This is a genomic window from Amycolatopsis sp. NPDC047767, assembly GCF_040704195.1.
Taxonomy (GTDB): Bacteria; Actinomycetota; Actinomycetes; order Mycobacteriales; family Pseudonocardiaceae; genus Amycolatopsis.
Window position 1 is genome coordinate 271,607 of record NZ_JBEYSJ010000001.1, and the last position, 26,567, is coordinate 298,173.

A 26,567-nucleotide genomic window follows, 5' to 3' on the forward strand; every position below is an offset into this window, starting at 1 on the left:
ACACGCGAAGCGACCTGGCGGTAGCTAAGCTCCGCTTCATGAGCAGTGCGACGCAGCCGCTCGGGACTCCGCCCGAGGAAGAACCGGACATCCACACCACGGCCGGCAAGCTCGCGGACCTCTACCGCCGCTACGACGAGGCCGTGCACGCCGGATCCGAGCGCGCCATCGAAAAGCAGCACGCCAAGGGCAAGAAGACGGCCCGCGAGCGCATCGACCTGCTGCTCGACGAGGGGTCGTTCGTCGAGCTCGACGAGCTGGCGCGCCACCGCTCCACGAACTTCGGGCTGGAGAAGAACCGCCCGTACGGCGACGGCGTGGTCTCGGGCTACGGCACCGTCAACGGGCGGCCCGTGTGCGTGTTCTCCCAGGACGTCACGGTCTTCGGCGGCGCGCTCGGCGAGGTGTACGGCGAGAAGATCGTGAAGGTCATGGACCTCGCGATCAAGACCGGCTGCCCGATCATCGGCATGAACGAGGGCGGCGGCGCGCGCATCCAGGAAGGCGTGGTCTCCCTCGGCCTCTACGCCGAGATCTTCCGCCGCAACACCCACGCGTCGGGCGTGATCCCGCAGATCTCGCTGATCATGGGCGCCAACGCCGGCGGTCACGTCTACTCCCCCGCGCTCACCGACTTCGTGGTGATGGTCGACGAGACGTCGCAGATGTTCATCACCGGCCCCGACGTCGTGAAGACCGTGACGGGCGAGGACGTGACCTTCGAGGAGCTCGGCGGCGCGCGCACGCACAACACCAAGTCGGGCGTCGCGCACTACCTGGGCTCCGACGACGAGGACGCGATCGCCTACGTCAAGGAACTGCTGTCGTACCTGCCGCAGAACAACCTGTCCGAGCCGCCGGCCTTCGAGCCGGGTGAGCCTGCCGGGTTCTTCGACGACGTGACCGACACCGACCGCGAGCTCGACACGATCATCCCCGACTCGCCGAACACGCCGTACGACATGCACGAGGTCGTCACCCGCGTGCTCGACGACGGCGAGTTCCTCGAGGTCCACGAGCTCTTCGCGCCCAACATCCTCGTGGGCTTCGGCCGTGTCGACGGGCAGAGCGTGGGTGTGGTCGCGAACCAGCCGACGCAATTCGCCGGCTGCCTCGACATCGCGGCGTCGGAGAAGGCCGCGCGGTTCGTGCGCACGTGCGACGCGTTCAACATCCCCGTGCTCACCTTCGTCGACGTGCCCGGCTTCCTGCCCGGCACCGACCAGGAGTGGAACGGCATCATCCGCCGCGGCGCGAAGCTGATCTACGCGTACGCGGAGGCCACGGTCCCGCTGGTCACGGTGATCACGCGCAAGGCCTACGGCGGCGCGTACGACGTGATGGGCTCCAAGCACCTCGGCGCCGACGTCAACCTGGCCTGGCCGACCGCGCAGGTCGCGGTGATGGGCGCGCAGGGCGCGGCGAACATCGTGCACCGCAAGACGCTCGCGGCCGCCGCGGCCGAGGGCCGCGACGTGGACGCGCTGCGCGCCGAGCTGATCCAGGAGTACGAGGACACGCTGCTGAACCCGTACGCCGCCGCCGAACGCGGGTACGTCGACTCGGTGATCGTTCCGGCGCACACGCGCGGCCACATCACGAAGGCGTTGGCGCTGCTGAAGACCAAGCGCGAAACGCTGCCGCCCAAGAAGCACGGCAACATCCCCCTGTGAGGTCTCCCGTGAGCGATCGCCCCCTGCTCCGCGTCGTCCGCGGCAACCCGGACGACGCCGAACTCGCCGCCCTCACCGCCGTCGTCGCGGCGGTGGCGGCGGCTTCGGGTGGCTCACCCGCGCCTCGGCGGCGAACGTCGTGGTGGAACGACCGCGCGACCCGGCTCGGCACTTCGCCCGCACCGGGCGACGGCGCTTGGCGCGCCTCCGCCCTGCCCCGCTGACCCCAGCACGTCAAACACCCCAATGCGGCGTTCGGTGCGTTGAGCGCACCCAAAGCGGCGTTCGGTGCGTTGAGCGCAACCGAAGCCGCGTTGGGGCGGTGTGTCAGATGCCGGCGCAGGCGTTCACCACGCGGTCGGCCAGCGCGTCGGTGAACTCGCGCGTGACGGGCGCGCCGGTGACCAGCACGCGGTAGTGGACGGGCCCGATGGCCTGCTCCACCAGGCTGTCGAGCTCCGTGTCGGCCGGGAGTTCGCCGCGGGCGACCGCGCGTTCGAACGGCAGCCGGTCGCGCTCGTGCTGCCCGTGGATCTGCTCCGCGCGCAGGCGCGCGGCCAGCTCCGGGTCGTGCTGCGCCTGGCCGATCAGTGCGCGGAACACGGCGCCGGCGTCGGCCGTGGTCAGGAAGGTCGCGACGGCCGCGAGGTGCTCCCGCAGGTCGCGGCGCAGGTCGCCGTGGTCGGGTGGCACGAGCTCTTCGGCGAGGTCGTCGCCCAGCGCGTCGAGCAGGATGTCCACTTTGGACGGCCACCAGCGGTAGATCGTCTGCTTCGCCACGCCCGCGGCGGCCGCGATGCGCTCGATCGTGAGCCCGGCGAAGCCGTGTTCCACCAGCAGGTCGTCGGCGGCCTCCAGTACGGCGCGGCGTGCGTCCTCGCTGCGGCCGTAGCGGTTCCCGTGGTGCCGGCGCGTGTCCGGTGCGGTGGTGTTTCCCACCTCGGCGAGCCTAATCCGCTTCTAGACAAGACGCAACGTCGCGTCTAGCGTAGGCCGCGGCAAAAGGGGGTCACTCGACATGTGTTCCGCGTGTGGCGTGCCGACGCACGTCCTGGAGGAAGGCGACAGCCCGGTCGCGCCCGCACCGCGCAAGTTCGCCGCGCTGTACAACAAGGACTGCCGCCCGTACCTGTTCGGCGCGGCGCTGGCGATGATGGCTGACAACATCGAGCACGTCATCACGTATTGGGTGCTGTGGGAGAAGTTCCACTCGCCCGCGCTCACCGGCTTCGAGGTGATCAGCCACTGGGTGCCGTTCCTGCTGTTCTCGGTGTACTTCGGCGGGCTGGCCGACCGGCACGACTGCCGGCGGATCATCCAGGCCGCGCAGGCGTTGTTCATGCTCGTGTCGGCGCTGTGGGGGGTGCTGATCCTCACCGACACGCTGCAGGTCTGGAGCGCGTGCGTGCTGCTGATCTTGCACGGCGTCGCGGGCGCCGTGTGGGGTCCGGGCGAACAGCTGATGCTGCACGACTTCGTCGGCCCGGCCGAGCTGCCGAGCGCGGTGCGGCTCAACGCGACCTTCCGCAGCCTGGGGATCCTCTTCGGCCCGGTCGTCGGGTCGGCGCTGCTGCTCGGGCTGGGGCCGGTGGCGGGGATCTTCGTGAACGTCGCGTTCTACCTGCCGCTCACGATCTTCTTGTTCCGCACCAAGTTCACCGGCCACACCCGCGACGGCGGCATCGTGGCGCGCCCGCGCGTGGGGCTGTTCGACTCGGTGCGGGTGCTGCGCGAGGTCGGCGCGAACCCGACGATGGTCGGCATGATCATCCTGGCCGGGCTCGGCGCGTTCTTCGTGGGCGCGTCCCTGCAGAGCTCGATGCCGATCTTCGCCCAGGACCTGGGCGCCGGCAGCGCCGGCACGGCCTACGGCGTGCTCCTGTTCGCCAACGGCGCCGGCGGCGTCCTCGGCGGCATCCTGCTCGAGGCGACGGGCCGCATCAAACCGAGCGTGTTCGCGGCCGTGGTCAGCACGGCGATCTACGGGCTGTCGAGCCTCTTCTTCGCCCTGACCGCGAGCTACCCACTCGCCCTGGTGCTGCTGGTGATCGGCGGCGTGGCGAACCTGGCGTCGATGTCGATCGGCCAGACGGTGGTGCAGCTGCTCGCGAAACCAGCCGAACGCGGCCGCGTGATCGGCGTCTACAACGTCTCCGCCAACGGCCTGCGCGCCGGCAGCGGCTTCACCGTCGGCCTCCTCGGCGCCGCGGTGGGCGTGCACTGGTCCCTGGGCCTGAGCGCAGCCGCACTGACGGTGGGGACGGGGATCTCCGGCTGGTACTCCCTGTGGGGGAAGCGAGCGCGCGAGGCCCGGAAGCAGCTGCAGCACGTGGCTGGCTGACGGGCTGCGTCGTTCCGGGTGCCAGGCAGGCCGCCGAGCCGCTGCGGCCGCCGCCTCCGCGCACCGCAGTACTGCGAACCGCGCCGATCCGCGGCCACCCACCTCGACAGCGCGGCAACCGTGGCCACCGCCGCACCCGGTGGCCACGGCCACCGCCCCGGCACCGCGAGACGCCGATCCTCCGAGACACCCGGCGCCACCTCCCACCGCAGCACCGCAGCCCGCGCCGATCCGCCGCACCACCCGCCCGTCGTCCCTTCTCGGGGGCGGCGGGCGGCGTCATTTCCGCTGGTCACGCACAGCGACCGCCGTTTTTGTCGGTGCCGCGGATTACCGTGTCGGCATCGGGTCCAAGCCTTGCCATCACCGTGTGCGACAACGCGCTCACCAGCGCAAATCGCACTGGACCCGCCTCTACTCAACACCGTATAGTCCACACGGAATAACCACGCCGGATCACTCGAAAGGATCAACAGCCATGGTTGCGGCGAAGCTGACCGCTCTGGGGGTGGCCGTGCTGGAGCTGCTGCACGAGAAGCCGATGCACCCCTACGAGATGGCTCAGCTCATGCGCGAGCGGTACGTGGACCAGCGCGTGAAGCTGAAGGCCGGGTCGCTCTACCACACCGTGGAACGGTTGCAGCACAACGGTTTCGTCGAGATCGTCGACACGCAGCGCGACGGCCGGCGGCCCGAGCGGACCGTGTACGCGATGACGACGGCCGGCCGGGACGTGTTCGAGCAGCGGGCGCGGGAGATGCTGGGCGACGTCGCCCAGGAGTACCCGGAGTTCCTCAGCGGGCTGGCGGTCATCGACGACCTCGGCCGGGACAAGTCGCTGGTCGAGCTGGAGCACCGCCTCACGCTGCTGCGCGCGAGCGTCGCGGCGGACCAGGTCATGTTCGAGAAGGTGCGGAACAAGGCGGTCCCGGAGATCTACTGGCTCGACTTCCGCTACGCCGCCGCCCACCGGGTTTTCGAGCTCGAGTGGTGCGAACGCCTGTACGCCGACCTTTCCTCAGGGCGCATCCGGTTCCAGGACGAGAAGCCCTCCCTCAGTCTCATCACCAAGGAAGACCATGAACGCAAGACAAGCTAACCCGTGGGCCGCGCTGGGCGCGTTGTGCCTGGGGTTCTTCATGATCCTGCTGGACACCACCATCGTGTCCATCGCCGTGCCGAACATGCTGAGCAAGCTCAACACGGGCTTGAACTCCGTGGTGTGGGTGATCAGCGTCTACCTGCTGACCTACGCCGTGCCGATGCTGTTCACCAGCCGCCTGGGCGACCGCTTCGGGCCGAAGCGGGTGTTCCTCGCCGGCCTGATCGTGTTCACGGGCGCGTCGCTGTGGTGCGGCCTGTCCGGCAGCGTCGAGATGCTCATCGCGGCCCGCGCCGTGCAGGGCCTCGGTGCCGCGCTGATGACGCCGCAGACGCTGGCGTTCATCACGCACCTGTTCGCGCCCGCCAAGCGCGGCCCGGCGATGGGCGCGTGGGGCGGCGTCGCCGGCCTGGCCACCATTGCGGGCCCGCTGCTGGGCGGCGTGCTGGTCGACCACCTCGGCTGGGAGTGGATCTTCTTCGTCAACGTGCCGATCGGCGTGATCGCCATCGTCCTGACGGTGCTGCTCGTGCCCGACTGGCAGCCGAAACACGCGCACGCGTTCGACTTCATCGGCATCTTCCTGTCGGCGGCGGGCCTGTTCTGCCTGGTGTTCGGTGTGCAGAACGGCCAGCAGTACGACTGGGGCACGGTCTTCGCCGGCATCACGGTGTTCGAGTTCATCGGCGCCGGCGTGGTGCTGCTGGTGGCGTTCGTGCTGTGGCAGAAGTACAACCGCCGCGAACCGCTCGTGCCGCTCGCCGTGTTCGGCAACCGCAACTTCTCCGCGGGCACGCTCACGGCCACGACCGTCGGCTTCACGATGACCGGCATGTTCCTGCCGCTGATCATCTACATCCAGACGGTGCTCGGCCTGAGCCCCACGCTTGCCGGTGTGCTGACCGCGCCGATGTCGCTGCTGTCGGGTGTCATCGCGCCATTCGTGGGCCGCGCGTCGGACCGCATCAACGGCAAGTACCTCGTGATGGGCGGCCTTTCGCTGCTCGCGCTGGGCATCGGCATCATCGCCGTGCAGGCCCGCCCGGACACCAGCCCGTGGGCGCTGATCCCGGCGCTGCTCGTCTGCGGTCTCGGCATCGGCTGCATCTTCTCGCCGATGAGCAACCTGACCATGGCCTCGGTGCAGCCCCAGCTCGCCGGCACCGCCTCGGGCATCTTCAACACCGCCCGCCAGGTCGGCGGCGTCCTCGGCAGCGCGGCCATCGGCGTGCTCCTGCAGGCCCGCATCAGCGCCTCCATCGCCGACGAGGCCACCACCGCCGCGACCCAGCTGCCCGAGCAGTACCGCCAGCCCTTCGCCGACGGCATCGCCCACGCCGCGGCGTCCACCGGCGAGTTCGGCGCCTCCGCCGGCCCCGCGCCCATCCCGGGCCTCCCCGCCGACGTCGCCGCCCAAGCGGGCCGCCTCGCCTCCGAAGCCGTCCACAACGGCCTCACCGACGCCGCCCGTGCCACCCTGATCCTGCCCATCGCCGTGCTGCTCCTGGGCGTCGTCTCGGCCGCCTTCCTGCGCCGCGTCACCCCCCGCCCCGCCCCGACACCCACCACCCCGACCACCTCGGAAACCCCGGTCACCGCCTGACCCGACAGGCACGGCGAGCCTCGTGAGCGCCTGGCTTCAACTCGCGCTCACGAGGCTCGGCTGGGGTACGGCAAAGCAAGCGCGAGGCCACCCGGCGGCGGGGTTGCCCCTGGCGGCACCACCGCGGACGAGCGTTGGCCGGCAGTAGGCCCCAGGGCGGCGTGGACCGGCTCGGCCCGCGGCGGCCGACAGCTGCGGGCCACCGCGCTCGTCTCCGGCCGAGCGGGCCAGTCAGTCCGAACAAGCCTGCGCGGCCTCGGCGTGCAAAGACGTGCTGCCCCTCGGCCGCCGGTGCGGGAGCCGGGGCCGAGGGGCGGCACGTTTACCGCGGGAGAAGAAAGTCGAGGGGCGCGGGGCCGGCGGCAGGGTCAGCCGCGCAGGGGTGGGGAGCTCTTCAGGACCTCAGTGCCACCAGCGCGAACAGGGTCGCGGTGTTTCGGCGCGCGCAGGCGCGACCACCACGCGGAGCGCAGCCTGGTCGGCGGCGTGGATTCCGTCACCCGGACCGTCATGCGGCACCGTGGTCCCTTCCCGGCATCTGCCTTGATACCGTCGAGGCGAGCTGAGGTCGATATGTTGCGAGCAACAACAAACTAGCTCCACGGTCGGGTGTTGCAGGTCACAATTCGGCAACGCTCGCTACGCGCGGTAGCTTTCACCCGTGCGTCTCGTACTTGCTTCCCAGTCCCCCGCCCGTCTCGCGTTGTTGCGCGCCGCCGGTCTTGAGCCGAGTGTCGTGGTGTCCGGTGTCGATGAGGACGCCGTGGCGGCGGCGCTCACCGATCCGGCGCCCGACGAGCTGGTGATGGCGCTGGCCGCGGCCAAGGGCAACGCCGTGTTCGCCGAAGTGGCCGGCATCCACGCCGACGCGGTGATCGTGGCGTGCGACTCGATGCTGTCGATCGGTGGCGAGATGGTCGGCAAGCCCGGCACGCCCGAGGTCGCGCGGCGGCGGTGGGAGGTGATGGCCGGCAACTCCGGCGAGCTGCTGACCGGCCACGCGATCATTCGCGTCGAAAACGGCCACCGCACCAAGGAAGCCGCCGGCACGCAGCGCACCACCGTCCACTTCGGACGGCCCAGTGCCGAGGAGCTCGACGCCTACATCGCCACCGGCGAGCCGCTGCAGGTGGCGGGCGCGTTCACGCTCGACGGGCTCGGCGGCTGGTTCGTCGAGGGCATCGAGGGCGACCCGTCGAGTGTCATCGGGCTCAGCCTGCCGCTCGTACGCCGTCTGCTGACCGAGGTCGGCGTGAGTGTCGTGGATCTCTGGACCGCTCCCACATCCTGAGAAGACTTTCACTCCACCGAGTGATCGAAGAAAGTTCATGTTCGGCCCGGTTCGGGCCTGAACGGGAACTTTCGACCTCTGGGGTGGCTTCGTGTCCTTCCTCCGCGCGTACACCAAACCTCGAGTCTTCGCGGCCGCCGTGATCGGTTCGCTCGTCGTCGGCGCCCTGCTGGGCGTTCTCGCCAGGACGACGGGCGCCACCACACTCACCGAAGTGCTGCACCAGATCGGCTCGATCTTCACGACGCTGCTGCAGATCGCGGTGATCCCGCTGGTCTTCACGGCGATCGTGGTCGGCATCACGAGCCTGCGCGGCCTCGGCGGCGGGCGCACGGCCGCGCGGCTCGGCGGCCGCACGGTGCTGTGGTTCGCCATCACGTCGTTCATCGCGTCGCTCATCGGCATCGCGATCGGCAAGCTGTTCAACCCGGGCGCCGGCGGCCTCGGCGCGGGCATCGCGGCCACGGCGAAGAACGCCGACAAGGCCGCGAAGAGCGTGAGCGACTGGGGCTCCTGGGACGCCTTCATCGACGGCCTGCTCCCCCAGAACTTCTTCTCCGCCTTCGCCGAAGGCAACACGCTGCAGGTGCTCTTCCTCGCCGTGCTGATCGGCGCCGCGGCCTACAGCCTCGGCGACAAGGCGAAGCCGTTCGTCGACTTCACGACGAGCGTCTTCGAGATCATCCAGCGCTACCTCGGCTGGATCGTGCGCCTGGCCCCGCTCGGCATCGCCGGCCTGATCGGCGCGGCCGTGTCCAACTACGGCGACGCCCTCTTCCGCCCGCTGCTGTCCACCACGGCCGCGGTCTACGTCGGCTGCCTGCTGGTGCTGTTCGTCGTCTACCCGATCCTGCTGAGGTTCGTCGCCAAGATCAGCCCGGCCACGTTCTTCGCCAAGGCCGGCACGGCGATCCAGTTCGCGTTCGCCTCGCAGTCCTCCGCCGCGACGCTGCCGCTCACCCGTCAGGCCGCGGTGAACCTGGGTGTCGCACCGTCCTACGCCGCCTTCGCCACCCCTCTCGCCAGTGCGACCAAAATGGACGGTTGCGCGGCCGTTTTCCCTGCCATCGGCGCCATCTTCATCGCCAACCTGTCGGGTGTGCAGCTGAGCATCGGGCAGTACGTGGGCATCGTCGTGGTCGCCGTGCTCGGCGCGCTCGCCACCGCGGGCACCACGGGCTGGCTCACGGCGCTCACGCTCACCACCGCGTTCATCGGCCTCGACGCCAAGCAGGTGGCGCTGGGCATCGCGCTCATCTACTCCGTGAACCCGATCATGGACATGATGCGCACGGCCACCAACGTCGCCGGCCAGATCGTGGTCCCGACCATCGTCGCGCGCGCCGAAGGCCTGCTCGACGACACGGTGCGCGACGCGCCGGTCGCCAAGGCCAAGGCCGAACCCGTCAGCGCCTAGTACGAACCCGACGGCGGCTGGGCACCGGCGAAAGCAGCAACAGCCGAGCTCAGCCGCCGTCCGCACACGGCCGCAGCTCCGAGGCCCGCACCTCGACCTGCGGCCACCCCCTCAGATCCGACGGCGACACCACCGTCCGAGTACAGCCCAGCTCGGTACCGCTCAGCTGGTAGACCTCGGCGAGCACCGGTGCGGCCTGGCACTTGGGCGTGCCCGGTGTCGCATCCGGACACTCGTGCCGCACGACGATCACGTCGGGCCGGCCGTCGGTGTTGACGTCGAACAGCGAAAGCGTGCCGGCGTCGGCGAAGTAGGGCTTCCCGAAGTCGCGCCACACGCCGCCCGAGCCGATGAGCAGCTCGCCGTACGCCCCACCCGCGCCGTCGCCCCCGCCGACGTCGCCGGTCACGAGGCACGCCGACGTCTCCCCCGCGATGCAGCGCAACGACTGCGCGTTGAGCTTCGCCCCCATCGTGGTGATCGCGAGCTCGAACTCCGTGCCCGGCTGCGGCCCCACCTGCACGCGCCCCCAACCGCCGGACGCGTCGGAGAGCAACACGACCGGGGTACCGCCCACGGTCATCGCGGCCAGCTGGCGGCACGCACCGCTGCCGCAGGTCGCCGTGGTGGGCGCCGCCGGCTCCAGGCTCACGGGCGGAACGCCGGGCGCACCGTCGGGTTTCGGCCGCAGCACGACGACGACCACCAGCGCCGCCATCGTCACCACGGCGGCGAGCACCGCCGTGAGCAGCGCGGACCGTGGGGTCCGGGTCGGCGAAGTCCGCATATCCGAGACTGTAGGCGACCTTGCGGACGGTGTCCGTCTATGTTGTTCCCGTGACGAACCCCAACCTCCCCCCGGCCCTGTACCTGCCGACCGGACCGGTCTCCGGCACCACCGACGGCGGCACCGGTGCCAACATCGAGCTGCGCCGCACCCCCGACGGCCGCGTGGCCCTGGTCGCGTTCACCGCGCTCGACCGGCTGATCGACTGCTGCGGCGAGCACCAGCCGTGGATCATGATCAACACCGAGCACCTGCCGAAGATCCACCAGGTCAACCCCTACGACGTGATCGTGCTCGACTCCGAACTCCCGGTCGAGCTGCGCCACACCGCGCGGGTATAACGAAACCACCGGGTGGTCCAGCTCTCATCCCAGCGGGTAGTGCGGTCCGTAGACTCCGGGACACCAGGCAGTGGAGCTCACGGGAGGTACCGGGTGACCGAGCAGGACGTCGCGAGCACGGGTGGTCCGGTGACCAAGATCCTCGTCGCCAACCGCGGTGAGATCGCGGTCCGCGTGATCAGGGCGGCGAAGGACGCGGGTCTCGAAAGTGTGGCCGTGTACGCCGATCCCGACCGCGACGCACCCCACGTGCGCCTGGCCGACGAAGCGTTCGCGCTGGGCGGCACGACCGCCGCCGAGAGCTACCTCTCCATCGACAAACTCCTCGACGTGGCCAAGCGTTCCGGCGCCGACTCCGTCCACCCGGGATACGGGTTCCTGTCGGAGAACGCCGATTTCGCCCAGGCCGTACTGGATGCCGGGCTCACGTGGATCGGCCCCAGCCCACAGTCCATTCGCGACCTCGGCGACAAGGTGACCGCGCGCCACATCGCGACGCGCGCCGGCGCACCGCTGGTGCCCGGCACCAAGGAGCCGGTGAAGAACGCCGACGAGATCATCGCGTTCGCCGACGAGCACGGCCTGCCCGTGGCGATCAAGGCGGCGTTCGGCGGCGGCGGGCGCGGCCTCAAGGTCGCCCGTACGCGCGAGGAAATCCCCGAGCTGTTCGAATCCGCGACGCGCGAGGCGGTGGCCGCGTTCGGCCGCGGCGAGTGCTTCGTGGAGCGCTACCTCGACAAGCCGCGCCACGTCGAGGCGCAGGTGCTGGCCGACCAGCACGGCACCGCGATCGTGGTCGGCACGCGCGACTGCTCGCTGCAGCGCCGCCACCAGAAGCTCGTCGAGGAGGCGCCCGCGCCGTTCCTCACCGACGACCAGCGCGCCCGGATCCACTCCTCGGCCAAGGCGATCTGCAAGGAGGCCGGTTACTACGGCGCCGGCACCGTCGAGTACCTCGTGGCCACCGACGGCACCATCTCCTTCCTCGAGGTGAACACCCGCCTGCAGGTGGAACACCCCGTTTCCGAGGAGACGACGGGCCTCGACCTCGTGCGCGAGATGTTCCGCATCGCGCGCGGCGAGAAGCTGCGCATCACCGAAGACCCCGAGCCGCGCGGGCACTCGATCGAGTTCCGCATCAACGGCGAGGACGCCGGCCGCGGCTTCCTGCCGGCGCCGGGCACGGTCACGAAGTTCATCTCGCCCAACGGCCCCGGCGTGCGCGTCGACTCCGGCGTGGAGTCCGGCAGCGTGATCGGCGGCCAGTTCGACTCGATGCTCGCGAAGCTGATCGTCACCGGTTCCGACCGCAACAACGCCCTCGAGCGCAGCCGGCGCGCGCTGGCCGAGTTCGTGGTGGAGGGCATGGCGACCGTGCTGCCCTTCGATCGCGTGATCGTGGACGACCCGGCGTTCATCGGCGACGAAAACGGCTTCTCCGTGCACACGCGCTGGATCGAGACCGAGTTCGACAACAAGATCGAGCCGTTCACCGCACCCGACACCGAGGCCGAGGAAGAAGCGCCGCGCCAGAACGTGGTGGTCGAGGTCGGCGGCCGGCGGCTCGAGGTGTCGCTGCCGGGCGGCTTCGCGCTCGAAGGCGCGGGCGGCGGGGCGACGGCCACTAAGGCCAAGCCGCGCAAGCGCTCGGGCGGCGCGAAGGCAGCGGTGAGTGGCGACGCCGTCACGGCGCCGATGCAGGGCACGATCGTGAAGATCGCCGTGGAGGAAGGCCAGCACGTCGAAGCGGGCGAGCTGATCGTGGTCCTCGAGGCGATGAAGATGGAAAACCCGGTCACGGCGCACAAAGCGGGCACCGTCACGGGGCTTTCGGTCGAGGTCGGCGCCGCCGTGACTCAGGGAACGCAACTTCTGGAGCTCAAGGACTGAAGTTGTGCTGAATGTCGTGGGTCCGCAGGCCCGGGCGGCATACCATCGTCGGTGTGACAGAGGTGCCGTCTCCGCAACTGCGGATCAGCGACCAGGAACGGGAATCCGCGCTGAATGCGCTCGGTGAGCACATGAGCGCGGGGCGGATCGACATCGACGAGTACGGCGAGCGCTCGGCGCGCATCACCGCGGCCAAGACGCGGGGTGAGCTGGCGGGGCTGTTCGACGACCTGCCCGCTCCGCACCCGGTGTACGGCGGCGCGGCGCCCGTCGCTGCTCCCGCCGCGCCTCCGGTTCCCGCCCCGGCCCCGCAGACGGCAGTGGCCCGGCCGGACGGCTGGAACGGTGGCCAGCGAGCAGTGGCCGCGCTGGTGCCGCTGGTGTGGATCGCGACCATCGCGCTGATCGCGACGAGCACGCTGCCCGCGTGGCCGCTGGTCATCGCGCCGATCGCGCTCAGCATCATCGGCCGAGCACTGTGGGGCCACGGCGGCGACCGCTACGACCATCGGGACCGCGCGCGCCGCGAACACCGGCTCGACCACCGCGAGGCTCGTCGGGAAATTCGTGACGAGTTCCGCGACCGCCGCCGACGAGACCGCTGGTGAGGCGGACCCCGTGCCCGACATGCGGCTGAGCGACGAAGAACGCCAGGACGCGCTGGACGTGCTTTCCGAGCACGTCCGCACCGGCCGCCTGGACGTCGACGAATACGGCACCCGTTCGGCCAAGGTCACGGCCGCCAAGCGGGTCAGCGACCTGGAACCCCTCTTCGACGACCTGCCCTCACCCCGGCCCAGCGCGCTGCTGGCGATTCCGCGGGCCGGGGCCACCGCCGTGCCCGCTCCGAGCCCCGCCGGCGACAGCGCGTTGATGCGCTTCGCGCTGCGGTTCGCCGTGCCGATCGCCGTGGTGGTGGCGATCGCGGTGTTCGTGCTCTCGCGAGGGCGGCTCATCCTCGTTTTCGCGCTGCCCTTGGCCATCCTGCTGATCACGGGCTGGCGCCGGCGCTGATCCACCGATCGGTGGAGGCCGGCGTCGAACGGTGGACCCCCGCGGCGGCGTCGAGCTGCGAGAATCGCGCCCATGATGGGTGTGGTGCCGGGTGCCGTGCACCCGCGCGGGGAGCGGCTGGCCGGGCCGCTGTTCGCCGCGATCGGGATCGTGGTGCTCGCGGTGTGCACGATCTGGGCGGCGGGTGACCACGTCGGCACGGTGACGCTCGTCGTCGCGGGCCTGTCGGCAGCGTGGCTGCTGTTGCTCGTGCCGCTGTTCCCGCAACGGGAGCGGCACCCGTGGCTCGCGGTCGGGTTCTTCGCCGGGCTGCTCGCCGGGGCGGCCGCCCTCACGACGCTCGACACCACGTACACCGCCTTCGCGTCGGTTGGTTACCCCATCGCGTTCGTGCTGTTCGCCGCGCGCTGGAGCGTCTTCGCCGTGACCGCGACGGCCGCGATTCCCTTACTGGCCAAGGAAATCCTGGGCACGGACACGCCGGCGCCGGCGTGGGTGTCCGTGGCTTCGGTCGTCGGGCCGATGCTGTACGCCGCGTGGTTCGTCGGCGCGGAGAACGACAAACGGCGGCGCGCCAACGCGGCCCTCGCCGAGGCCAACGCCCGCCTCGAAACCGCGCTCGAGGAGAACGCCGGGCTCCACGCGCAGCTGCTCACCCAGGCGCGCGAGGCGGGCGTGCACGACGAACGCCAGCGCATGGCCCGCGAAATCCACGACACCCTCGCGCAGGGCCTCACCGGCATCGTCACGCAGCTGCAGGCCGCGGACCGGGCTTCGTCCGCGGACTCCCGGCAGCGGCACCTCAGCCAGGTCCACACGCTCGCCAAGGACAGCCTCACGGAGGCCCGCCGCGCCGTGCAGGCGTTGCGGCCCGAACCACTCACGGACTCGCGCTTGCCCGACGCACTGGCGGAGCTGGCGCGGCGCGTCACCGGCACTTCGGGTGTCGCCGTGACCGCCCAGACGAGTGGCGAACCCGTGCCGCTGCTGCCGGAGCTGGAGGTGACGTTGTACCGCGTCGCGCAGGAAGCCTTGGCCAACGCGGAAAAACACGCCCGCGCTTCGCGGATCGCCGTTTCCTTGACCTACGCCGGCGAGGTGGTGCTCCTCGACGTCCGTGACGACGGCGCCGGCTTCGACCCCGCCTCACCGGAGCGCGGCGACGGCACCGGCTTCGGCCTGCAGGCGATGCGCCAGCGCGTGCGGCGCGTGGCGGGGACGTTCGCGCTCGAATCGGCGCCGGGCGAAGGCACCGCGGTCAACGTGCAGCTCCCGGCCATCCCGGCGGACCGATGATCCGCCTCCTGCTCACCGACGACCACCCCATCGTCCGCGACGGCCTGCGCGGCGCGTTCGAGGGCTGCGCCGACATCGAGGTGATCGGCGAGGCCGCCACGGGCGTCGAGGCGCTGGCCTTCGTCGCGCGCCACCACCCCGACGTCGTCCTCATGGACCTGCGCATGCCCGAACTCGACGGCGTCGGCGCGATCCGCCGGCTCGCCGCCGAGCACCCCGCGGTGCGCGTCCTGGTCCTCACCACCTACGACTCCGAGGCCGACGTCCTGCCCGCCATCGAGGCGGGCGCCACCGGGTACCTGCTGAAGGACGCGCCCGTCGCCGATCTGCAGCACGCCGTGCGCGCCGCCGCCCGCGGCGAGTCGGTGCTCGCACCCGCGGTGGCTGCGCGCCTGATGGCGCCGCTTCGACGTCCGGCGCCGGGCGCGTTGACTGCCCGCGAACTCGACGTGTTGCGCCTGGTCGCGGCCGGTGCGACCAACCGCGCGGCGGCGAACCAGCTGTTCATCAGCGAGGCCAGCATCAAGACCCACCTGCTGCACGTCTACGCCAAGCTGGGCGTGAACGACCGCGCGGCCGCCGTCGGCGAGGCGTACCGGCGCGGGCTGCTCTGACCGATCCGTCGGTGAGGCCGGCCCGAAATCGCGTCCAACCGGCCGCTCGACCAGAGTGGCGCACCCGTCATGCGGAAGCGCTGAGCACCCGACTCTGGTTACCCTCGTGACGTGGAACCCGTGGAGATCAACGCGGGCGCGTACTACCTGCGCCAGCTACGGGCGGACCGGCACCTCGACGACCGGGCCGCGTTGATGGAGGCGTTCGCCGATCCCGAGCACCGGCGGTACGTGCTGAACTACCGGCTGCGAACGCTCGACGAAGCCACCGAGTACATCGCGCTGCGCACGGCGCAGTGGTCGTGCGACGAGCGGTGCTCGTGGGCGGTCGCGGAGCCGACGACCGGGCGGCTGCTCGGGGAGGTCGGGTTGCGCGACCTGGACCTGACGTTCGACACGGCCGAAGCGTCCGTCTGGACGCATCCCACGGAGCGCGGCAAGGGCGTGGCGACCACGGCGCTCAGCGCGGCCCTCCGCTACGGCTTCGGCGGGCTCGGGCTGCAGGAGATCAGCTACCGGCACGAGGAGAGCAACGTCGTGTCGGCGTCGGTCGCCGCGAAGTGCGGGTTCACGTACGTGGGGCCGGAGCGGACGCCGGCGCCGACCGGCGAGCCGTTGATCAGGTGGATTCGCAAGGCCTGAACCAGCGGTGAAAATTCAGCGACGGTGAATCGCCGTGGAGGGCACCTCGTGGTGCCCTCCACGGCAACGACGGAACCTCAGCTCACCGGCTCGATGATGCCCGACCGAGCCTCCGGCGCCGCGGCGCGAAGCGCGTCCGCCGACTCGTCCGTCGGCTGCGACTGCGATTCGCGTTCGGCCTGCACGCGGGCCGTGTAGACGTCGACCTCGCGCTTGATCGTCTCCGCGGACCAGCCCAGCACCTCGCCGACGAGGCGCGCGACCTGGTCGGCGCAGTCGGCGCCGCGGTGGGCGTACTCGATGGAGATGCGGGTGCGTCGCGCGAGCACGTCTTCCAGGTGCAGCGCGCCTTCGTGGCTGGCGGCGTAGACGACCTCGACACCCAGGTAGTCGGGCGCGGAGTCGATCGGCTTGAGCAGCTCCGGACGGCCGTCGGCCAGCGCGAGCACCTCGTGGACCAGCGAGCCGTAGCGGTCGAGCAGGTGCCGCACGCGGTACGGGTGCAGGCCGTGCTGCGCGGCCAGGTGGTCGGCCTGGTTCACGAGCGCGTGGTAGCCGTCGGCACCGACGAGCGGCACCTGGTCCGTGATGGACGACGGCGGCCGGCCCGGCAGGTCCACCACGGCCGCGTCGACGGCGTCGGCCGCCATCACGCGGTACGTCGTGTACTTGCCACCGGCGATGGCGACCAGGCCCGGCGCGACGCGCGCGACGGCGTGCTCACGCGAGAGCTTCGACGTCTCCTCGCTTTCGCCCGCCAGCAGCGGACGGAGGCCGGCGTACACACCCTCGATGTCGTCGTGCGTGAGCGGCGTGGCCAGCACCGTGTTCACGTGGTCGAGGATGTAGTCGATGTCGTGCTTCGTGGCCGCGGGGTGCGCCAGGTCGAGGTGCCAGTCGGTGTCCGTGGTCCCGACGATCCAGTGGTTGCGCCACGGGATGACGAACAGGACAGATTTTTCAGTGCGCAGGATCAGCCCCGACTCCGAGACGATCCGGTCGCGCGGCACCACGATGTGCACGCCCTTGCTCGCGCGCACGCGGAACCGCCCGCGCCCGCCCGAGAGGCGCTGCAGCTCGTCGGTCCAGACACCGGTGCAGTTGATGACCGCGCCGGCCTGGATCTCCGTTTCACGCCCGTCCTCGACGTCCCGCACCCGCACGCCCGAGATGCGGTCGGCTTCGCGCAGAAAACCCACCACCTGGGTCGACGTGCGCACCACGGCGCCGTAGTGCGCGGCGGTGCGGGCGACGGTCATGGTGTGGCGGGCGTCGTCGGACTGCGCGTCGTAGTAGCGGATGCCACCGATCAAGGCCGACCTTTTCAACGCAGGAACCATCCGCAAAGCACCCGCGCGGGTGAGGTGCTTCTGCCCCGGAACGGACCGCGCACCGCCCATCGTGTCGTACATCAACAGGCCCGCGGCGGTGTACGGCCGCTCCCACCCGCGGTGGGTCAGCGGGTACAGGAAGCTCACTGGCTTGACCAGGTGCGGGGCCAGCTTGGTCAGCATCAGCTCGCGCTCGTGGAGCGCTTCGCGGACCAATCCGAACTCCAGCTGTTCCAGGTAGCGCAGGCCACCATGGAAGAGCTTGCTCGACCGGCTGGACGTGCCGGATGCCAGGTCACGGGCCTCTACGAGGGCCACGCGCAGGCCGCGCGTCGCCGCGTCGAGTGCTGTCCCGGCACCCACGACCCCACCGCCGATCACGACCAGGTCGAAGGTCTCCTTGCCGAGGCGCTGCCAGGACTCCTCACGCGCCGCCGGTCCCAGCTTCGCTTCCGTCACAGCGCCTGCCCTCCTTGCAACTTACGGTTGTACACACTCCCAGCATCGCACGAGGACCGAGCGTTCCGCCCAACCGGAAACTTGTCCGTTCCGGCGAGGCAGAGCAGCATGGTAGGTCTCGACGCAAGGAGGCGTCGAATTGAGAGGGGAAGCGATGAGCGAGCAAAACTCTCAGAGGTCAAACGCTTGGAGCCGACTACGCTCGAACATTGGCGGCGAAATGCTCGCCGAGTTTCTCGGGACAGCCGTCATCATCCTGCTCGGCTGTGGCTCGGTCGCGGTCGCCGTGGTCGGTCTCCCCGGATCCGGCCGGCAATCGGTCGATTTCGGTGCGTCCAACTGGCTGATCATCGCGTTCGGCTGGGGCTTCGCGGTGATGTTCGCGGTCTACATGACAGCCGGCGTCAGCGGCGCGCACCTCAACCCGGCGGTGACTCTGGCCTTCGCCGTGCGGCGGAAGTTCGCCTGGGCCAAGGTGGCGCCATTCTGGTTGGCCCAGGTACTCGGCGCGCTGGCCGGCGCCGCAGTGGTCTACGCCGTCTACCACGACGCCATCGACGCCTTCAACGCAGCGCAAAACCCACCACTGTCGCGACCGGACTCATTGGGCACGTTCTCGATCTTCGCGACTTTCCCGGCCAAGTACTTCGGCGGCGGGGTGTGGGGACCGCTGCTCGACCAGATCGTCGGCACTGCGATCCTCGTCGGGATCATCGCGGCGTTGATCGACAACCGGAACAACGCCCCCGAGAGCAACCTGGGGCCGGCCCTGATCGGCTTCGTAGTCGTAGGGATCGGGCTGTCGTACGGCACGAACGCCGGTTACGCGATCAACCCGGCGCGTGACTTCGGACCGAGGCTGCTGACCTTGTTCGAAGGGTGGGGGAACAAGGCGTTCCCCGGCAACGGTGACTGGTTCAGCAACTACTGGTGGATCCCGATCGTCGGGCCACTCGTCGGTGGTTTGGTCGGCATCCTGATCTACGACCTGCTCATCGGCCAGGTCCTCACGGCGCGGGAGAAGGCTCCCGGTGAGTTCCTGCCTGAGCCGGGACGGGTCCCTGCCGACCAATCGGCGGAAGGCCAGCGGACGGCCGCCGAATGACCGACAAGATCGCCGTTCCGACGGATCTCGCCAGAGCGAGGGAGCAACGATGACTTCGTACGTAGCCGCGATCGACCAGGGCACCACGTCGACTCGCTGCATGATCTTCGACCACTCCGGACGGGTGGTCGCCGTCGACCAGCGCGAGCACGAGCAGATCTTCCCAAAGGCCGGCTGGGTCGAGCACAACGCCGAGGAGATCTGGGAGAACACGCGCGCCGTCGCCGCGGGCGCGCTCGCCAAGGCGGACCTGACTTCGAAGGACATCGCCGCCGTCGGCATCACCAACCAGCGCGAGACCGCGCTGGTGTGGGACCGGACCACCGGCAAGCCGGTGTACAACGCGATCGTCTGGCAGGACACGCGCACGGACAAGATCGTCGGCGAGCTCGGCGCGCTGGGCGGCGGCCAGGAACGCTATCGCCAGAAGGTCGGCCTCCCGCTGGCGACGTACTTCTCCGGCCCGAAGGTCAAGTGGATCCTCGACAACGTCGACGGCGCCCGCGCGAAAGCCGAGGCCGGTGACCTGATCTTCGGCAACATGGACACCTGGGTGCTGTGGAACATGACGGGCGGCGTCGACGGCGGCATCCACGTCACCGACCCGACCAACGCGTCTCGCACGCTGTTGATGGACCTCGAGACGCTGCAGTGGGACGCGGACATCGCCGCTGAGATGGGCATTCCGCTCTCGATGCTGCCGGAGATCCGCTCGTCCTCGGAGGAATACGGCAAGGTCCGCGAAAAGGGCGCGCTCGCGGGTGTGCCGATCGCCGGGATCCTGGGCGACCAGCAGGCCGCGACGTTCGGCCAGGCGTGCCTGTCGCCCGGCGAGGCCAAGAACACCTACGGCACCGGCAACTTCGTGCTGCTCAACACCGGCACTGAAAAAGTCATGTCGGACAACGGCCTGCTCACCACGGTCTGCTACAAGATCGGCTCCAACGACACGGTCTACGCGCTCGAGGGATCGATCGCCGTCACCGGTTCGCTGGTGCAGTGGCTGCGCGACAACCTGGGCATGATCGCTTCGGCCGCCGAGATCGAGGAGCACGCCCGCACGGTGGAGGACAACGGCGGCGCGTATTTCGTGCCGGCGTTTTCCGGTCTGTTCGCGCCGTACTGGCGCTCGGACGCGCGCGGCGCGATCGTCGGCCTCACGCGGTTCGTCAACAAGGGTCACCTCGCGCGGGCCGTGCTCGAGGCGACCGCGTTCCAGTCGCGTGAGGTCATCGACGCGATGAACGCCGACTCCGGCGTGCCGCTGAAGTCGCTGAAGGTCGACGGCGGCATGGTCGTCAACGAGCTGCTCATGCAGTTCCAGGCCGACATCCTCGGCGTGCCCGTGATCCGGCCGGTGGTGGCCGAGACCACCGCGCTGGGCGCGGCCTACGCGGCCGGGCTGGCCGTCGGGTTCTGGGCGTCGGAGGACGACATCCGCACGAACTGGGCGCAGGACAAGCAGTGGGACCCGTCGATGGACGAGTCGCGCCGCGAGTCGGAGTACCGCAACTGGAAGAAGGCCGTGACGAAGACGTTCGACTGGGTCGACTGACCCGCTGCTTCGGCCGGCGAACGGCCCCCGTCCGGGTTCGGGCGGGGGCCGTTCGCGTTCGTGGAAACGGCTGTGCGGCGTCGTCCGGGTCAGGCGCCCCAGCCCTCTTGGGTCCCGGACTGCTCGTTGGGCGCCATGAGCTGGAAGGACGCGCCCTGGTTGTCCTTGGCCATGAGCATCCGCCCGAACGGCGTGTCCACCGGGTTCTCGGTCACGGTGCCGCCCAGCTCGGGGATCTTGGCCGCCGCGGCGTCGACGTCGGCCGACCAGAAGTAGGTCATCCAGCCCGGTTCGTAGTCGCCGTTCGCCTGGCCGAGGCCGCCGGCCGGGCGGCCGTCGATGTCGAGGGTGGCGTAGGTGAACTCGTCGTTGGAGATGTCGTTGAACGAATACCCGAAGACGTTGCCGTAGAACGTCTTGGCGGCGGCGAAGTCGCGGGACATGTTCTCGTTCCACGCGAGCGCGCCCGGCGCGAGCGTGACCTCCGTGCCCTTGTGCTGACCGGCCTGCCAGAGGCCGAACACCGAACCCGTCGAGTCCGTCGCGATCGCCATGCGGCCCTGGGTCATCACGTCCATCGGCGGGGCGACGACGTGGCCGCCGGCCTCGGTGATGGCGGCCACCGTCTTGTCCACATCGGACACGGCCAGGTAAGTGGTCCACGCGGCCGGCATGCCGGCTTGCTCGGCCGGGATCTCCCCCACCCCGGCGACCGGACGGCCGGCGAGCTGCGCCATGCCGTAGTAGCCGGTTTCGGCACCGCCGAACTGCACGTCCCAGCCCAGCAGGCTTTGGTAGAACGTCGCGGCGGCGGTTCTGTCGGGCACCATCAGGTCGACCCAGCACGGCGTGCCGTCGGGCCAGCGTTCGTCGCGGAACAACATCTGCACTCCCCATGATCCGTTGCGGATTGTGTCTGCGGCCACAGTCTTGCACCGGCGACCGACAAAAACCCGAACCATCACGAACGAGCAGCGATCAGTGACCGTCGGCGACGAGTCGCGCGTAGACGATCACGTTGTCCTCGTAGTTGTGCGCCGCGCGGTCGAACGCGCCGCCGCACGTGATGAGCCGCAGCTGCGCGTCGGGAGTGTCGCCGTACACCGCGTCGCTCGGGAACACATCTTTCGGCACCTGGTCCACCTTGGTCACTTCGAAGTGCGCCGTGCTGCCGTCTTCGCGCTTGATCGACACCTGGTCCCCGGGGGCCATTTCCTTGAGGTGGAAGAAGATCCCCTCGTGTTTGTTGCCGTCCACGTGCCCGAGCACCACCGCCGGCCCGCGCTCCCCCGGCGTCGGCGAGTACTCGTACCAGCCCGCCTGCAACGGCGTGCTCACCGGCGGGACCTGCACGGTGTTGTCGGCGTTGAGCCCAAGCGGGACGAGCGTGGAGTGCGCGTCGATCTTCGGGATGTCCAACGACACCGGTCTGGACTTCGGCAGCACCACGGACGTCTCGGGTGCCGGCGGCGTCAGGGAATGCCCCACCGGCGGCGGGGACGAAGCGGACGGGGCGGCGCAGCCACCCAGCACGGCCAGCGCGGCCAGAGCCACTGCGGCGAAACTCTTCCTGAACATGTCTCCCCCTTCGGGTCCCGAGGGCGCACTGAGCACCCAACCAGGTGACCGAGCGCGGTCGCCGGAGGGGCCGCGACTCCCCTCCGGCGACCGGGATTCGTCAGCCGCGCGAGCGCCGCCGCGCCAGCACCATGCCCGCGCCGCCGACGGCGAGCACGCCCATCGCGCCCGCGGCCACGGCGAGCCCGGAGGACGAGTCGTCGACCGGACCGTCGGTGCCACCGGTCTGCGGCGCCCCCACCGGCACCTTGGTGACCTGCTTCGGCGTCGTCGGCGGGGTCGCCACGGCGTCCTTGGCCGGCAGGACCTTGAAGCTCTCCGTGAGCTTGACCTTGCCGCACAGGAACGTGACGGTGTAGGTGCCCGGCTTCGCGTTCTTGTTCACGTCCGCGAGCGTCTGGTAGACGGTCGCGGTGTCGAGGTCCACGTCGGTCCCGACGGCTTCGAGCTTCCCGAACGTGATCACCGACGAAGACAGCGTCATGGTCGTCTTCGGCGTGCACACCACGCGCGCCGTGACCGAGTCACCGGCTCTGGCCGCGCGCGGCAGGACCGACACCGACGGCTTGGGCGGCTTGTGGTCGCCCGTCGGTGGCGTGGGCTTGTCCGAGGTGGGCGGGACCGGTGTGCTCGACGTCGGCTGCTCCGGCGTGGTCGGCGTGGTCGGCGTGGTGGCTTCGGCCGCGAAGGCCGGCGCCGCCAGGAGGAAGCCGGCCGCGACAATCGACGAAATTACCGCAATGCGTTTCATGGAATTTCCCCTCAAATGATTTTTCGCAACGGAGAACAGCGGATTCTGCAACCCCGCGTGCGCAGTTCCCCCTGCCGCACGGGCGTGCTCCTCCGACACCATGAAGACGTCCCTGACCTGCGCCGGGTTGTCAATCAGGGTAACGATTCGGGCACATCGGGAACTGGGTTCGAAGCACACGAAAAAGCCGCCGGAAATGGTTCCCGGCGGCTTTTTCGTGGGTCTGGCTGCGTTATTCGGCGAGGCTTCCGTCGCCCGCCTTCGCGGCACCTTCCGGAACTGTCGCCACCTGGGCGGCCGGCACGGTGAACGTGGCGCTGTAGGTCTTTCCGCCGCACGCCACCGTGAGCGGGTAGTCGCCGGCGGCGGTGCCGGACACGAGGTCGGCGTCGGCCGAGACGGTCGCGTTGACGCCGATGAAGGGACCGAAGTCGTAGTTCGCGAACTTCAGCACTGGTGAGCTGAACGTGGTCGAGCCGGCCTTGGCACCGGGGCAGTCGGCGAGGGCGACGTTGGACTCGCCGCGCTGGAAGTGGTTCACCAGCCCGTGCAGGGCCGCCGTGTCCTGGTTCAGCTGCACGGTCACGGCCGGTGCGGGCGCCGCGGCGAGCGCGGGCCTTCCGGTCGCCGCCACTGCCTGGCCGGCGATGGCGATCGTCCCGATCGCCATCGCCGCAACGAAAACCGCCCTCTTGCGCACCCGCTGACCCCTTGTCGTGCGTCGTCACATCAGCCTGTCACCGCACAAGACGCGGCGAGCCACGTGGGGTTGCGCGGGAACGGAAAAACCTTCGTACCGGATCAGTCGAGATCAGTCGAGATCGTCGTGGCGCATCAGCTGGCGCCCGGCTTCGGTGATCGAACCCGACAGCGACGGGTACACCGAGAACGTCAGGGCCAGGTGGTCCACCGTCAGCTGGTTCTGCACGGCCAGCGCGATCGGCAGGATCAGCTCGCTCGCCGACGGCGCCACGACCACACCGCCGACCACCACACCCGTGGCGGGGCGGCAGAAGAGCTTCACGAAACCGCGGCGCAGACCTTCCATCTTGGCGCGCGCGTTGGTGGCCAGCGGCAGCATGATCGTGCGCGCGGGCACCTCGCCGGAGTCGATGGCGTGCTGGCTGATGCCGACCGTCGCGATCTCCGGGTGCGTGAACACGTTGGCGGCCACGGTCTTCAGCTTGATCGGCGCGACGCCCTCGCCCAGCGCGTGCCACATCGCGATGCGGCCCTGCATGCTCGCGACCGACGCGAGCATCAGCACGCCGGTGCAGTCGCCGGCGGCGTAGATGCCGGGAACGCTGGTGCGCGAAACGCGGTCGACGGTGATGAAGCCGCCGGGGCCGGGCTCGATGCCCACGCGGTCGAGGCCGATGTCGGCGGTGTTCGGAATGGACCCGACGGTCATCAGCGCGTGGCTGGCCTCGATCACGCGGCCGTCGGCCAGGTGGACCTCCACGCCCTTCTCCGTGCGCTCCACGCGCTCGGCGCGCGCGTGCTTCGCGACGGTGGTGCCGCGCTGCGAGAAGACTTCTTCGAGCACCGCGGCGGCGTCGGCGTCTTCGTGGGGCAGCACGCGGTCGCGGCTGGACACCACGGTGACCTTCACGCCCATCTCGGTGTAGGCCGACGCGAACTCGGCGCCGGTGACACCCGAACCGATCACGGCGAGGTGCTCGGGCAGCTCGGTGAGGTCGTAGAGCTGGCGCCAGTCGAGGATGCGCTCGCCGTCGGGCACCGCACCGGGCAGCACGCGCGGGGTGGCGCCGGTGGAGATGAGGACGACGTCGGCCTGCAGGGCCTCCGTGGTGCCGTCGGCGTGGGTCACGGCGACCTTGTGCGTCGCCAGGCCCGGCTCCTCGTCGCAGAAGCGGGCGGTGCCGTTGACCACCCGCACGCCCTCGCGCTGCACGCGGGCGCGGATGTCGGCCGACTGCGCGAGCGCGAGGCCCTTCACCCGGCCGTGGACGGTCGGCAGGTCGACGCTCGTGTCGGCCAGGTCGGTGTTGATGCCCAGCTCACCGAGGTCGTGCATCTTCGCCAGCGCGCCGGAGGACGCGATGAACGTCTTCGACGGAACGCAGTCGTAGAGGACACAAGCGCCGCCCAGGCCGTCACGCTCGACGATCGTCACGTCGGCGCCGTGCTGGGCGGCGACCAAGGCGGCTTCGTAACCCGCCGGGCCCCCGCCCATGATCACGATCCTGGTCACCTGAGGTCCTCCTCGATACGCGTGTGGCCGGTGGTCCCAACGTTACGCGGAGGGGTCCGCGACCAGCGAAGTGGCCGGACACGGCATGTGCATCCGCTTGTGCGCGGGGCGGGTCGCTAGGCTGTCGCCCGTGCCGTTGTATGCCGCTTACGGATCGAACATGGAGCCCGCCCAGATGCTGGAGCGCGCCCCGCACGCACCGATGGCCGGCACCGGCTGGCTGGAGGGCTGGCGGCTGACCTTCGGGGGCGAGGACCTCGGCTGGGAAGGCGCGCTGGCCACCATCGTCGAGGACCCGGCCTCCCGCGTCTTCGTGGTGCTCTACGACGTGACCTCCCTCGACGAGGCCGGCCTCGACCGCTGGGAAGGCGGCGAGCTCGGCATGCACAACAAGATCCGCCTCCGCGTCCAGACCATGGACGGCTCGGTGCTCGCCTGGCTGTACGTGCTCGACGCCTACGAGGGCGGCCTACCGTCCGCCCGCTACCTGGGCGTGCTCGCCGACGCCGCCGAGGCCGCCGGAGCCCCCGCGGACTATGTGGATGACCTGCGCACCCGGCCGTGCTCCGGGATCACCGGCTGACCACAGCCCTGTGGACAACTCGGCCGATTCACGCGCTGACCTGGGCATCATGAACGGTGTTCACCATCAGCCGGTAAAGGTCTGACACCCCTTCACGTTTTCTGCTTGCGACGCTTTGTTTTGCGGCCGTCGCGTGTGTTGTCGAACGTGCTTATAGGTGGCGTGGATCCGTTGGGGGGTAAGTAAAAACGCTCGTTTCAACCACTTTCGCGGAAGTGCTGCGGCGGCTGGCGATCACCCGCGGTGAATAGGCCGGGTGGCGGCGTGCTGAGGGTTCACGAGACCGGGTGAAATAGGTGTCCACAGGGCTTTGCGTAGACGCAAAAACCACCCGCTTGAGTTATCCACAACTCGGCCGAGCTGTGGATAACTCAACCGGGTGAGCCTGTGGATAACTCAGGCCAGCGCGGCCTGCGGTGGGTGGCCCGGCGTTCGGACACCGACCGTCGGCGCCCGCTCGCCGGGGACGCTTCGCTCCTCGGCCGCGGACACGCCCGAGCCCGCCGATCTCGTGGCCGCGCCAACCGCAGCCGGCGCCCGAACCTCAGGCCAGATCCGTGTGGACAAGCGTTCGCACGTCAACCTCAGCGACCCGCTCGCCGCAGCACCTCGCCTGTCGGCCTTATCGGCCGAGCCAACCGTGGCCCGAACCTCAGGCCAGGGCGGCCAGCGCCGTGTGCACCAGTGTGCGAACGGCAACCTCAGCGCCCGCTCACCCCTCCCGCGACCCACCGACCCGGCCCGACGGGACAGGCCGCCGTCGCGGCCGGGCCAACCACAGCCCGAACCTCAGGACAAAGCGGCCAGCGCCTCGTGGTCCAGCGTCCGAACATCAGCCGCCGCCCCGCTCGCCCCTCCCACGACCCACCGACCCGGCCCGACGGGACAGGCCGCCGTCGCGGCCGGGGGCCATCGGCGGCCCGAGCCTCAGGCAAGAGCGGCCGGCACCTCGTGGTCGAGCATGCGGACGTCAACCGCA

Annotated in this window: 26 protein-coding genes; 18 read left to right on the plus strand and 8 right to left on the minus strand. The window is 70.1% G+C overall.

Translation table 11 applies throughout. The annotated features are described in order from the left end of the window. Positions 1-38 precede the first annotated feature (38 nt). Together AB0878_RS01340 and AB0878_RS01345 are read left to right on the plus strand one after the other, a co-directional pair. Complete coding sequence (locus AB0878_RS01340; RefSeq protein ID WP_220246313.1) at positions 39-1,673, plus strand: acyl-CoA carboxylase subunit beta; 1,635 nt, start codon at positions 39-41, stop codon at positions 1,671-1,673. A gap of 8 nt (positions 1,674-1,681) precedes the next feature. Further along, entirely contained in the window at positions 1,682-1,897 is a 216-nt protein-coding gene (locus AB0878_RS01345) for an acyl-CoA carboxylase subunit epsilon (protein WP_366575421.1), read from the plus strand. A 103-nt stretch (positions 1,898-2,000) separates the two neighbouring features. On the opposite strand, the gene AB0878_RS01350 is transcribed toward AB0878_RS01345, so the two are convergent. Continuing rightward, positions 2,001-2,612 (minus strand): TetR/AcrR family transcriptional regulator, encoded by a 612-nt coding sequence (locus AB0878_RS01350; protein ID WP_285970429.1) that lies wholly within the window; start codon positions 2,610-2,612, stop codon positions 2,001-2,003. Between the two features lie 97 nt (positions 2,613-2,709). Here AB0878_RS01350 and AB0878_RS01355 point away from each other — a divergent pair, with 97 nt between their 5' ends. The 5 genes from AB0878_RS01355 (at position 2,710) to AB0878_RS01375 (ending at position 9,427) form a co-directional block, all read left to right on the plus strand. Beyond that, entirely contained in the window at positions 2,710-4,014 is a 1,305-nt protein-coding gene (locus AB0878_RS01355; RefSeq protein ID WP_366575423.1) for an MFS transporter, read from the plus strand. Between the two features lie 478 nt (positions 4,015-4,492). Next, positions 4,493-5,113 carry a helix-turn-helix transcriptional regulator gene (locus tag AB0878_RS01360; protein ID WP_366575425.1) on the plus strand — a complete coding sequence of 207 codons (621 nt, stop codon included), beginning with the start codon at positions 4,493-4,495 and terminating at the stop codon, positions 5,111-5,113. Then, positions 5,094-6,719, plus strand: a complete 1,626-nt coding sequence (locus AB0878_RS01365; protein WP_366575427.1) for a DHA2 family efflux MFS transporter permease subunit — start codon at positions 5,094-5,096, stop codon at positions 6,717-6,719. Before AB0878_RS01360 ends, AB0878_RS01365 begins: the two co-directional genes overlap by 20 nt. 661 nt (positions 6,720-7,380) lie before the next feature. Further along, positions 7,381-8,010 carry a nucleoside triphosphate pyrophosphatase gene (locus AB0878_RS01370; protein ID WP_366575429.1) on the plus strand — a complete coding sequence of 210 codons (630 nt, stop codon included), beginning with the start codon at positions 7,381-7,383 and terminating at the stop codon, positions 8,008-8,010. 91 nt (positions 8,011-8,101) lie between these two features. Next, the gene (locus AB0878_RS01375) at positions 8,102-9,427 is read left to right on the plus strand and encodes a dicarboxylate/amino acid:cation symporter (protein WP_366575431.1); all 1,326 of its coding nucleotides are present in this window, start codon (positions 8,102-8,104) and stop codon (positions 9,425-9,427) included. 49 nt (positions 9,428-9,476) lie between these two features. On the opposite strand, the gene AB0878_RS01380 is transcribed toward AB0878_RS01375, so the two are convergent. Then, a complete protein-coding gene (locus AB0878_RS01380) occupies positions 9,477-10,214 on the minus strand; it encodes a hypothetical protein (RefSeq protein WP_366575433.1) in 738 nt (245 codons plus the stop codon). Between the two features lie 50 nt (positions 10,215-10,264). Between AB0878_RS01380 and AB0878_RS01385 the strand changes: the two genes are divergently transcribed. The 7 genes from AB0878_RS01385 to AB0878_RS01415 all read left to right on the plus strand — a co-directional run bounded on the left by AB0878_RS01385 (position 10,265) and on the right by AB0878_RS01415 (position 16,011). Beyond that, complete coding sequence (locus AB0878_RS01385) at positions 10,265-10,555, plus strand: SAV_915 family protein (protein WP_285970436.1); 291 nt, start codon at positions 10,265-10,267, stop codon at positions 10,553-10,555. Positions 10,556-10,648: 93 nt separating this feature from the next. After that, positions 10,649-12,445, plus strand: a complete 1,797-nt coding sequence (locus AB0878_RS01390; RefSeq protein ID WP_366575435.1) for an acetyl/propionyl/methylcrotonyl-CoA carboxylase subunit alpha — start codon at positions 10,649-10,651, stop codon at positions 12,443-12,445. A 53-nt stretch (positions 12,446-12,498) separates the two neighbouring features. Beyond that, entirely contained in the window at positions 12,499-13,053 is a 555-nt protein-coding gene (locus AB0878_RS01395) for a DUF1707 domain-containing protein (RefSeq protein ID WP_366575437.1), read from the plus strand. Positions 13,054-13,072: 19 nt separating this feature from the next. Beyond that, complete coding sequence (locus AB0878_RS01400) at positions 13,073-13,459, plus strand: DUF1707 domain-containing protein (RefSeq protein WP_366575941.1); 387 nt, start codon at positions 13,073-13,075, stop codon at positions 13,457-13,459. A 72-nt stretch (positions 13,460-13,531) separates the two neighbouring features. Beyond that, on the plus strand, positions 13,532-14,755 hold the full coding sequence (locus AB0878_RS01405) for a sensor histidine kinase (RefSeq protein WP_366575439.1): 1,224 nt from the start codon (positions 13,532-13,534) through the stop codon (positions 14,753-14,755). Then, on the plus strand, positions 14,752-15,369 hold the full coding sequence (locus AB0878_RS01410; RefSeq protein WP_366575441.1) for a response regulator transcription factor: 618 nt from the start codon (positions 14,752-14,754) through the stop codon (positions 15,367-15,369). Before AB0878_RS01405 ends, AB0878_RS01410 begins: the two co-directional genes overlap by 4 nt. Positions 15,370-15,480: 111 nt before the next feature. Continuing rightward, positions 15,481-16,011, plus strand: a complete 531-nt coding sequence (locus AB0878_RS01415) for a GNAT family N-acetyltransferase (protein ID WP_366575443.1) — start codon at positions 15,481-15,483, stop codon at positions 16,009-16,011. A gap of 77 nt (positions 16,012-16,088) precedes the next feature. On the opposite strand, the gene AB0878_RS01420 is transcribed toward AB0878_RS01415, so the two are convergent. Continuing rightward, positions 16,089-17,801: a glycerol-3-phosphate dehydrogenase/oxidase gene (locus AB0878_RS01420; protein ID WP_366575445.1), complete on the minus strand. Its 1,713-nt coding sequence runs from the start codon at positions 17,799-17,801 to the stop codon at positions 16,089-16,091. A gap of 154 nt (positions 17,802-17,955) precedes the next feature. Here AB0878_RS01420 and AB0878_RS01425 point away from each other — a divergent pair, with 154 nt between their 5' ends. Both AB0878_RS01425 and glpK read left to right on the plus strand, forming a co-directional pair. Next, positions 17,956-18,906, plus strand: coding sequence for an MIP/aquaporin family protein (locus AB0878_RS01425; RefSeq protein ID WP_366575447.1), 951 nt, complete (start codon positions 17,956-17,958; stop codon positions 18,904-18,906). Positions 18,907-18,955: 49 nt separating this feature from the next. Then, positions 18,956-20,461 carry a glycerol kinase GlpK gene (gene glpK, locus AB0878_RS01430; protein ID WP_366575449.1) on the plus strand — a complete coding sequence of 502 codons (1,506 nt, stop codon included), beginning with the start codon at positions 18,956-18,958 and terminating at the stop codon, positions 20,459-20,461. An 89-nt stretch (positions 20,462-20,550) separates the two neighbouring features. Here glpK and AB0878_RS01435 read toward each other — a convergent pair whose 3' ends face one another. The 3 genes from AB0878_RS01435 to AB0878_RS01445 form a co-directional block, all read right to left on the minus strand. Further along, positions 20,551-21,345, minus strand: a complete 795-nt coding sequence (locus tag AB0878_RS01435) for a VOC family protein (protein WP_366575451.1) — start codon at positions 21,343-21,345, stop codon at positions 20,551-20,553. A gap of 94 nt (positions 21,346-21,439) precedes the next feature. Further along, on the minus strand, positions 21,440-22,039 hold the full coding sequence (locus AB0878_RS01440) for a class F sortase (protein WP_366575452.1): 600 nt from the start codon (positions 22,037-22,039) through the stop codon (positions 21,440-21,442). A gap of 100 nt (positions 22,040-22,139) precedes the next feature. After that, positions 22,140-22,505 (minus strand): hypothetical protein, encoded by a 366-nt coding sequence (locus tag AB0878_RS01445; RefSeq protein ID WP_366575454.1) that lies wholly within the window; start codon positions 22,503-22,505, stop codon positions 22,140-22,142. Between AB0878_RS01445 and AB0878_RS01450 the strand changes: the two genes are divergently transcribed. Further along, positions 22,498-22,809, plus strand: coding sequence for a hypothetical protein (locus AB0878_RS01450; RefSeq protein ID WP_366575456.1), 312 nt, complete (start codon positions 22,498-22,500; stop codon positions 22,807-22,809). The genes AB0878_RS01445 and AB0878_RS01450 overlap by 8 nt on opposite strands. A 213-nt stretch (positions 22,810-23,022) precedes the next feature. Here AB0878_RS01450 and AB0878_RS01455 read toward each other — a convergent pair whose 3' ends face one another. Next, positions 23,023-23,460 carry a hypothetical protein gene (locus AB0878_RS01455; protein WP_366575458.1) on the minus strand — a complete coding sequence of 146 codons (438 nt, stop codon included), beginning with the start codon at positions 23,458-23,460 and terminating at the stop codon, positions 23,023-23,025. A 141-nt stretch (positions 23,461-23,601) separates the two neighbouring features. After that, positions 23,602-25,005: an NAD(P)H-quinone dehydrogenase gene (locus AB0878_RS01460; protein WP_366575459.1), complete on the minus strand. Its 1,404-nt coding sequence runs from the start codon at positions 25,003-25,005 to the stop codon at positions 23,602-23,604. A 130-nt stretch (positions 25,006-25,135) separates the two neighbouring features. Between AB0878_RS01460 and AB0878_RS01465 the strand changes: the two genes are divergently transcribed. Further along, the gene (locus AB0878_RS01465) at positions 25,136-25,588 is read left to right on the plus strand and encodes a gamma-glutamylcyclotransferase (protein WP_285970451.1); all 453 of its coding nucleotides are present in this window, start codon (positions 25,136-25,138) and stop codon (positions 25,586-25,588) included. Positions 25,589-26,567 lie beyond the last annotated feature (979 nt).

What these genes read in the sequence shown, in the direction of transcription:
- AB0878_RS01340 (WP_220246313.1), top strand. Translation starts at nt 39, where the DNA reads ATGAGCAGTGCGACGCAGCCGCTCGGGACTCCGCCCGAGGAAGAACCG.
- AB0878_RS01360 (WP_366575425.1), top strand. Translation starts at nt 4,493, where the DNA reads ATGGTTGCGGCGAAGCTGACCGCTCTGGGGGTGGCCGTGCTGGAGCTG.
- AB0878_RS01365 (WP_366575427.1), top strand. Translation starts at nt 5,094, where the DNA reads ATGAACGCAAGACAAGCTAACCCGTGGGCCGCGCTGGGCGCGTTGTGC.
- AB0878_RS01380 (WP_366575433.1), bottom strand. Translation starts at nt 10,214, where the DNA reads ATGCGGACTTCGCCGACCCGGACCCCACGGTCCGCGCTGCTCACGGCG.
- AB0878_RS01400 (WP_366575941.1), top strand. Translation starts at nt 13,073, where the DNA reads ATGCGGCTGAGCGACGAAGAACGCCAGGACGCGCTGGACGTGCTTTCC.
- AB0878_RS01405 (WP_366575439.1), top strand. Translation starts at nt 13,532, where the DNA reads ATGATGGGTGTGGTGCCGGGTGCCGTGCACCCGCGCGGGGAGCGGCTG.
- AB0878_RS01410 (WP_366575441.1), top strand. Translation starts at nt 14,752, where the DNA reads ATGATCCGCCTCCTGCTCACCGACGACCACCCCATCGTCCGCGACGGC.
- AB0878_RS01425 (WP_366575447.1), top strand. Translation starts at nt 17,956, where the DNA reads ATGAGCGAGCAAAACTCTCAGAGGTCAAACGCTTGGAGCCGACTACGC.
- glpK (WP_366575449.1), top strand. Translation starts at nt 18,956, where the DNA reads ATGACTTCGTACGTAGCCGCGATCGACCAGGGCACCACGTCGACTCGC.
- AB0878_RS01435 (WP_366575451.1), bottom strand. Translation starts at nt 21,345, where the DNA reads ATGTTGTTCCGCGACGAACGCTGGCCCGACGGCACGCCGTGCTGGGTC.
- AB0878_RS01440 (WP_366575452.1), bottom strand. Translation starts at nt 22,039, where the DNA reads ATGTTCAGGAAGAGTTTCGCCGCAGTGGCTCTGGCCGCGCTGGCCGTG.
- AB0878_RS01455 (WP_366575458.1), bottom strand. Translation starts at nt 23,460, where the DNA reads ATGGCGATCGGGACGATCGCCATCGCCGGCCAGGCAGTGGCGGCGACC.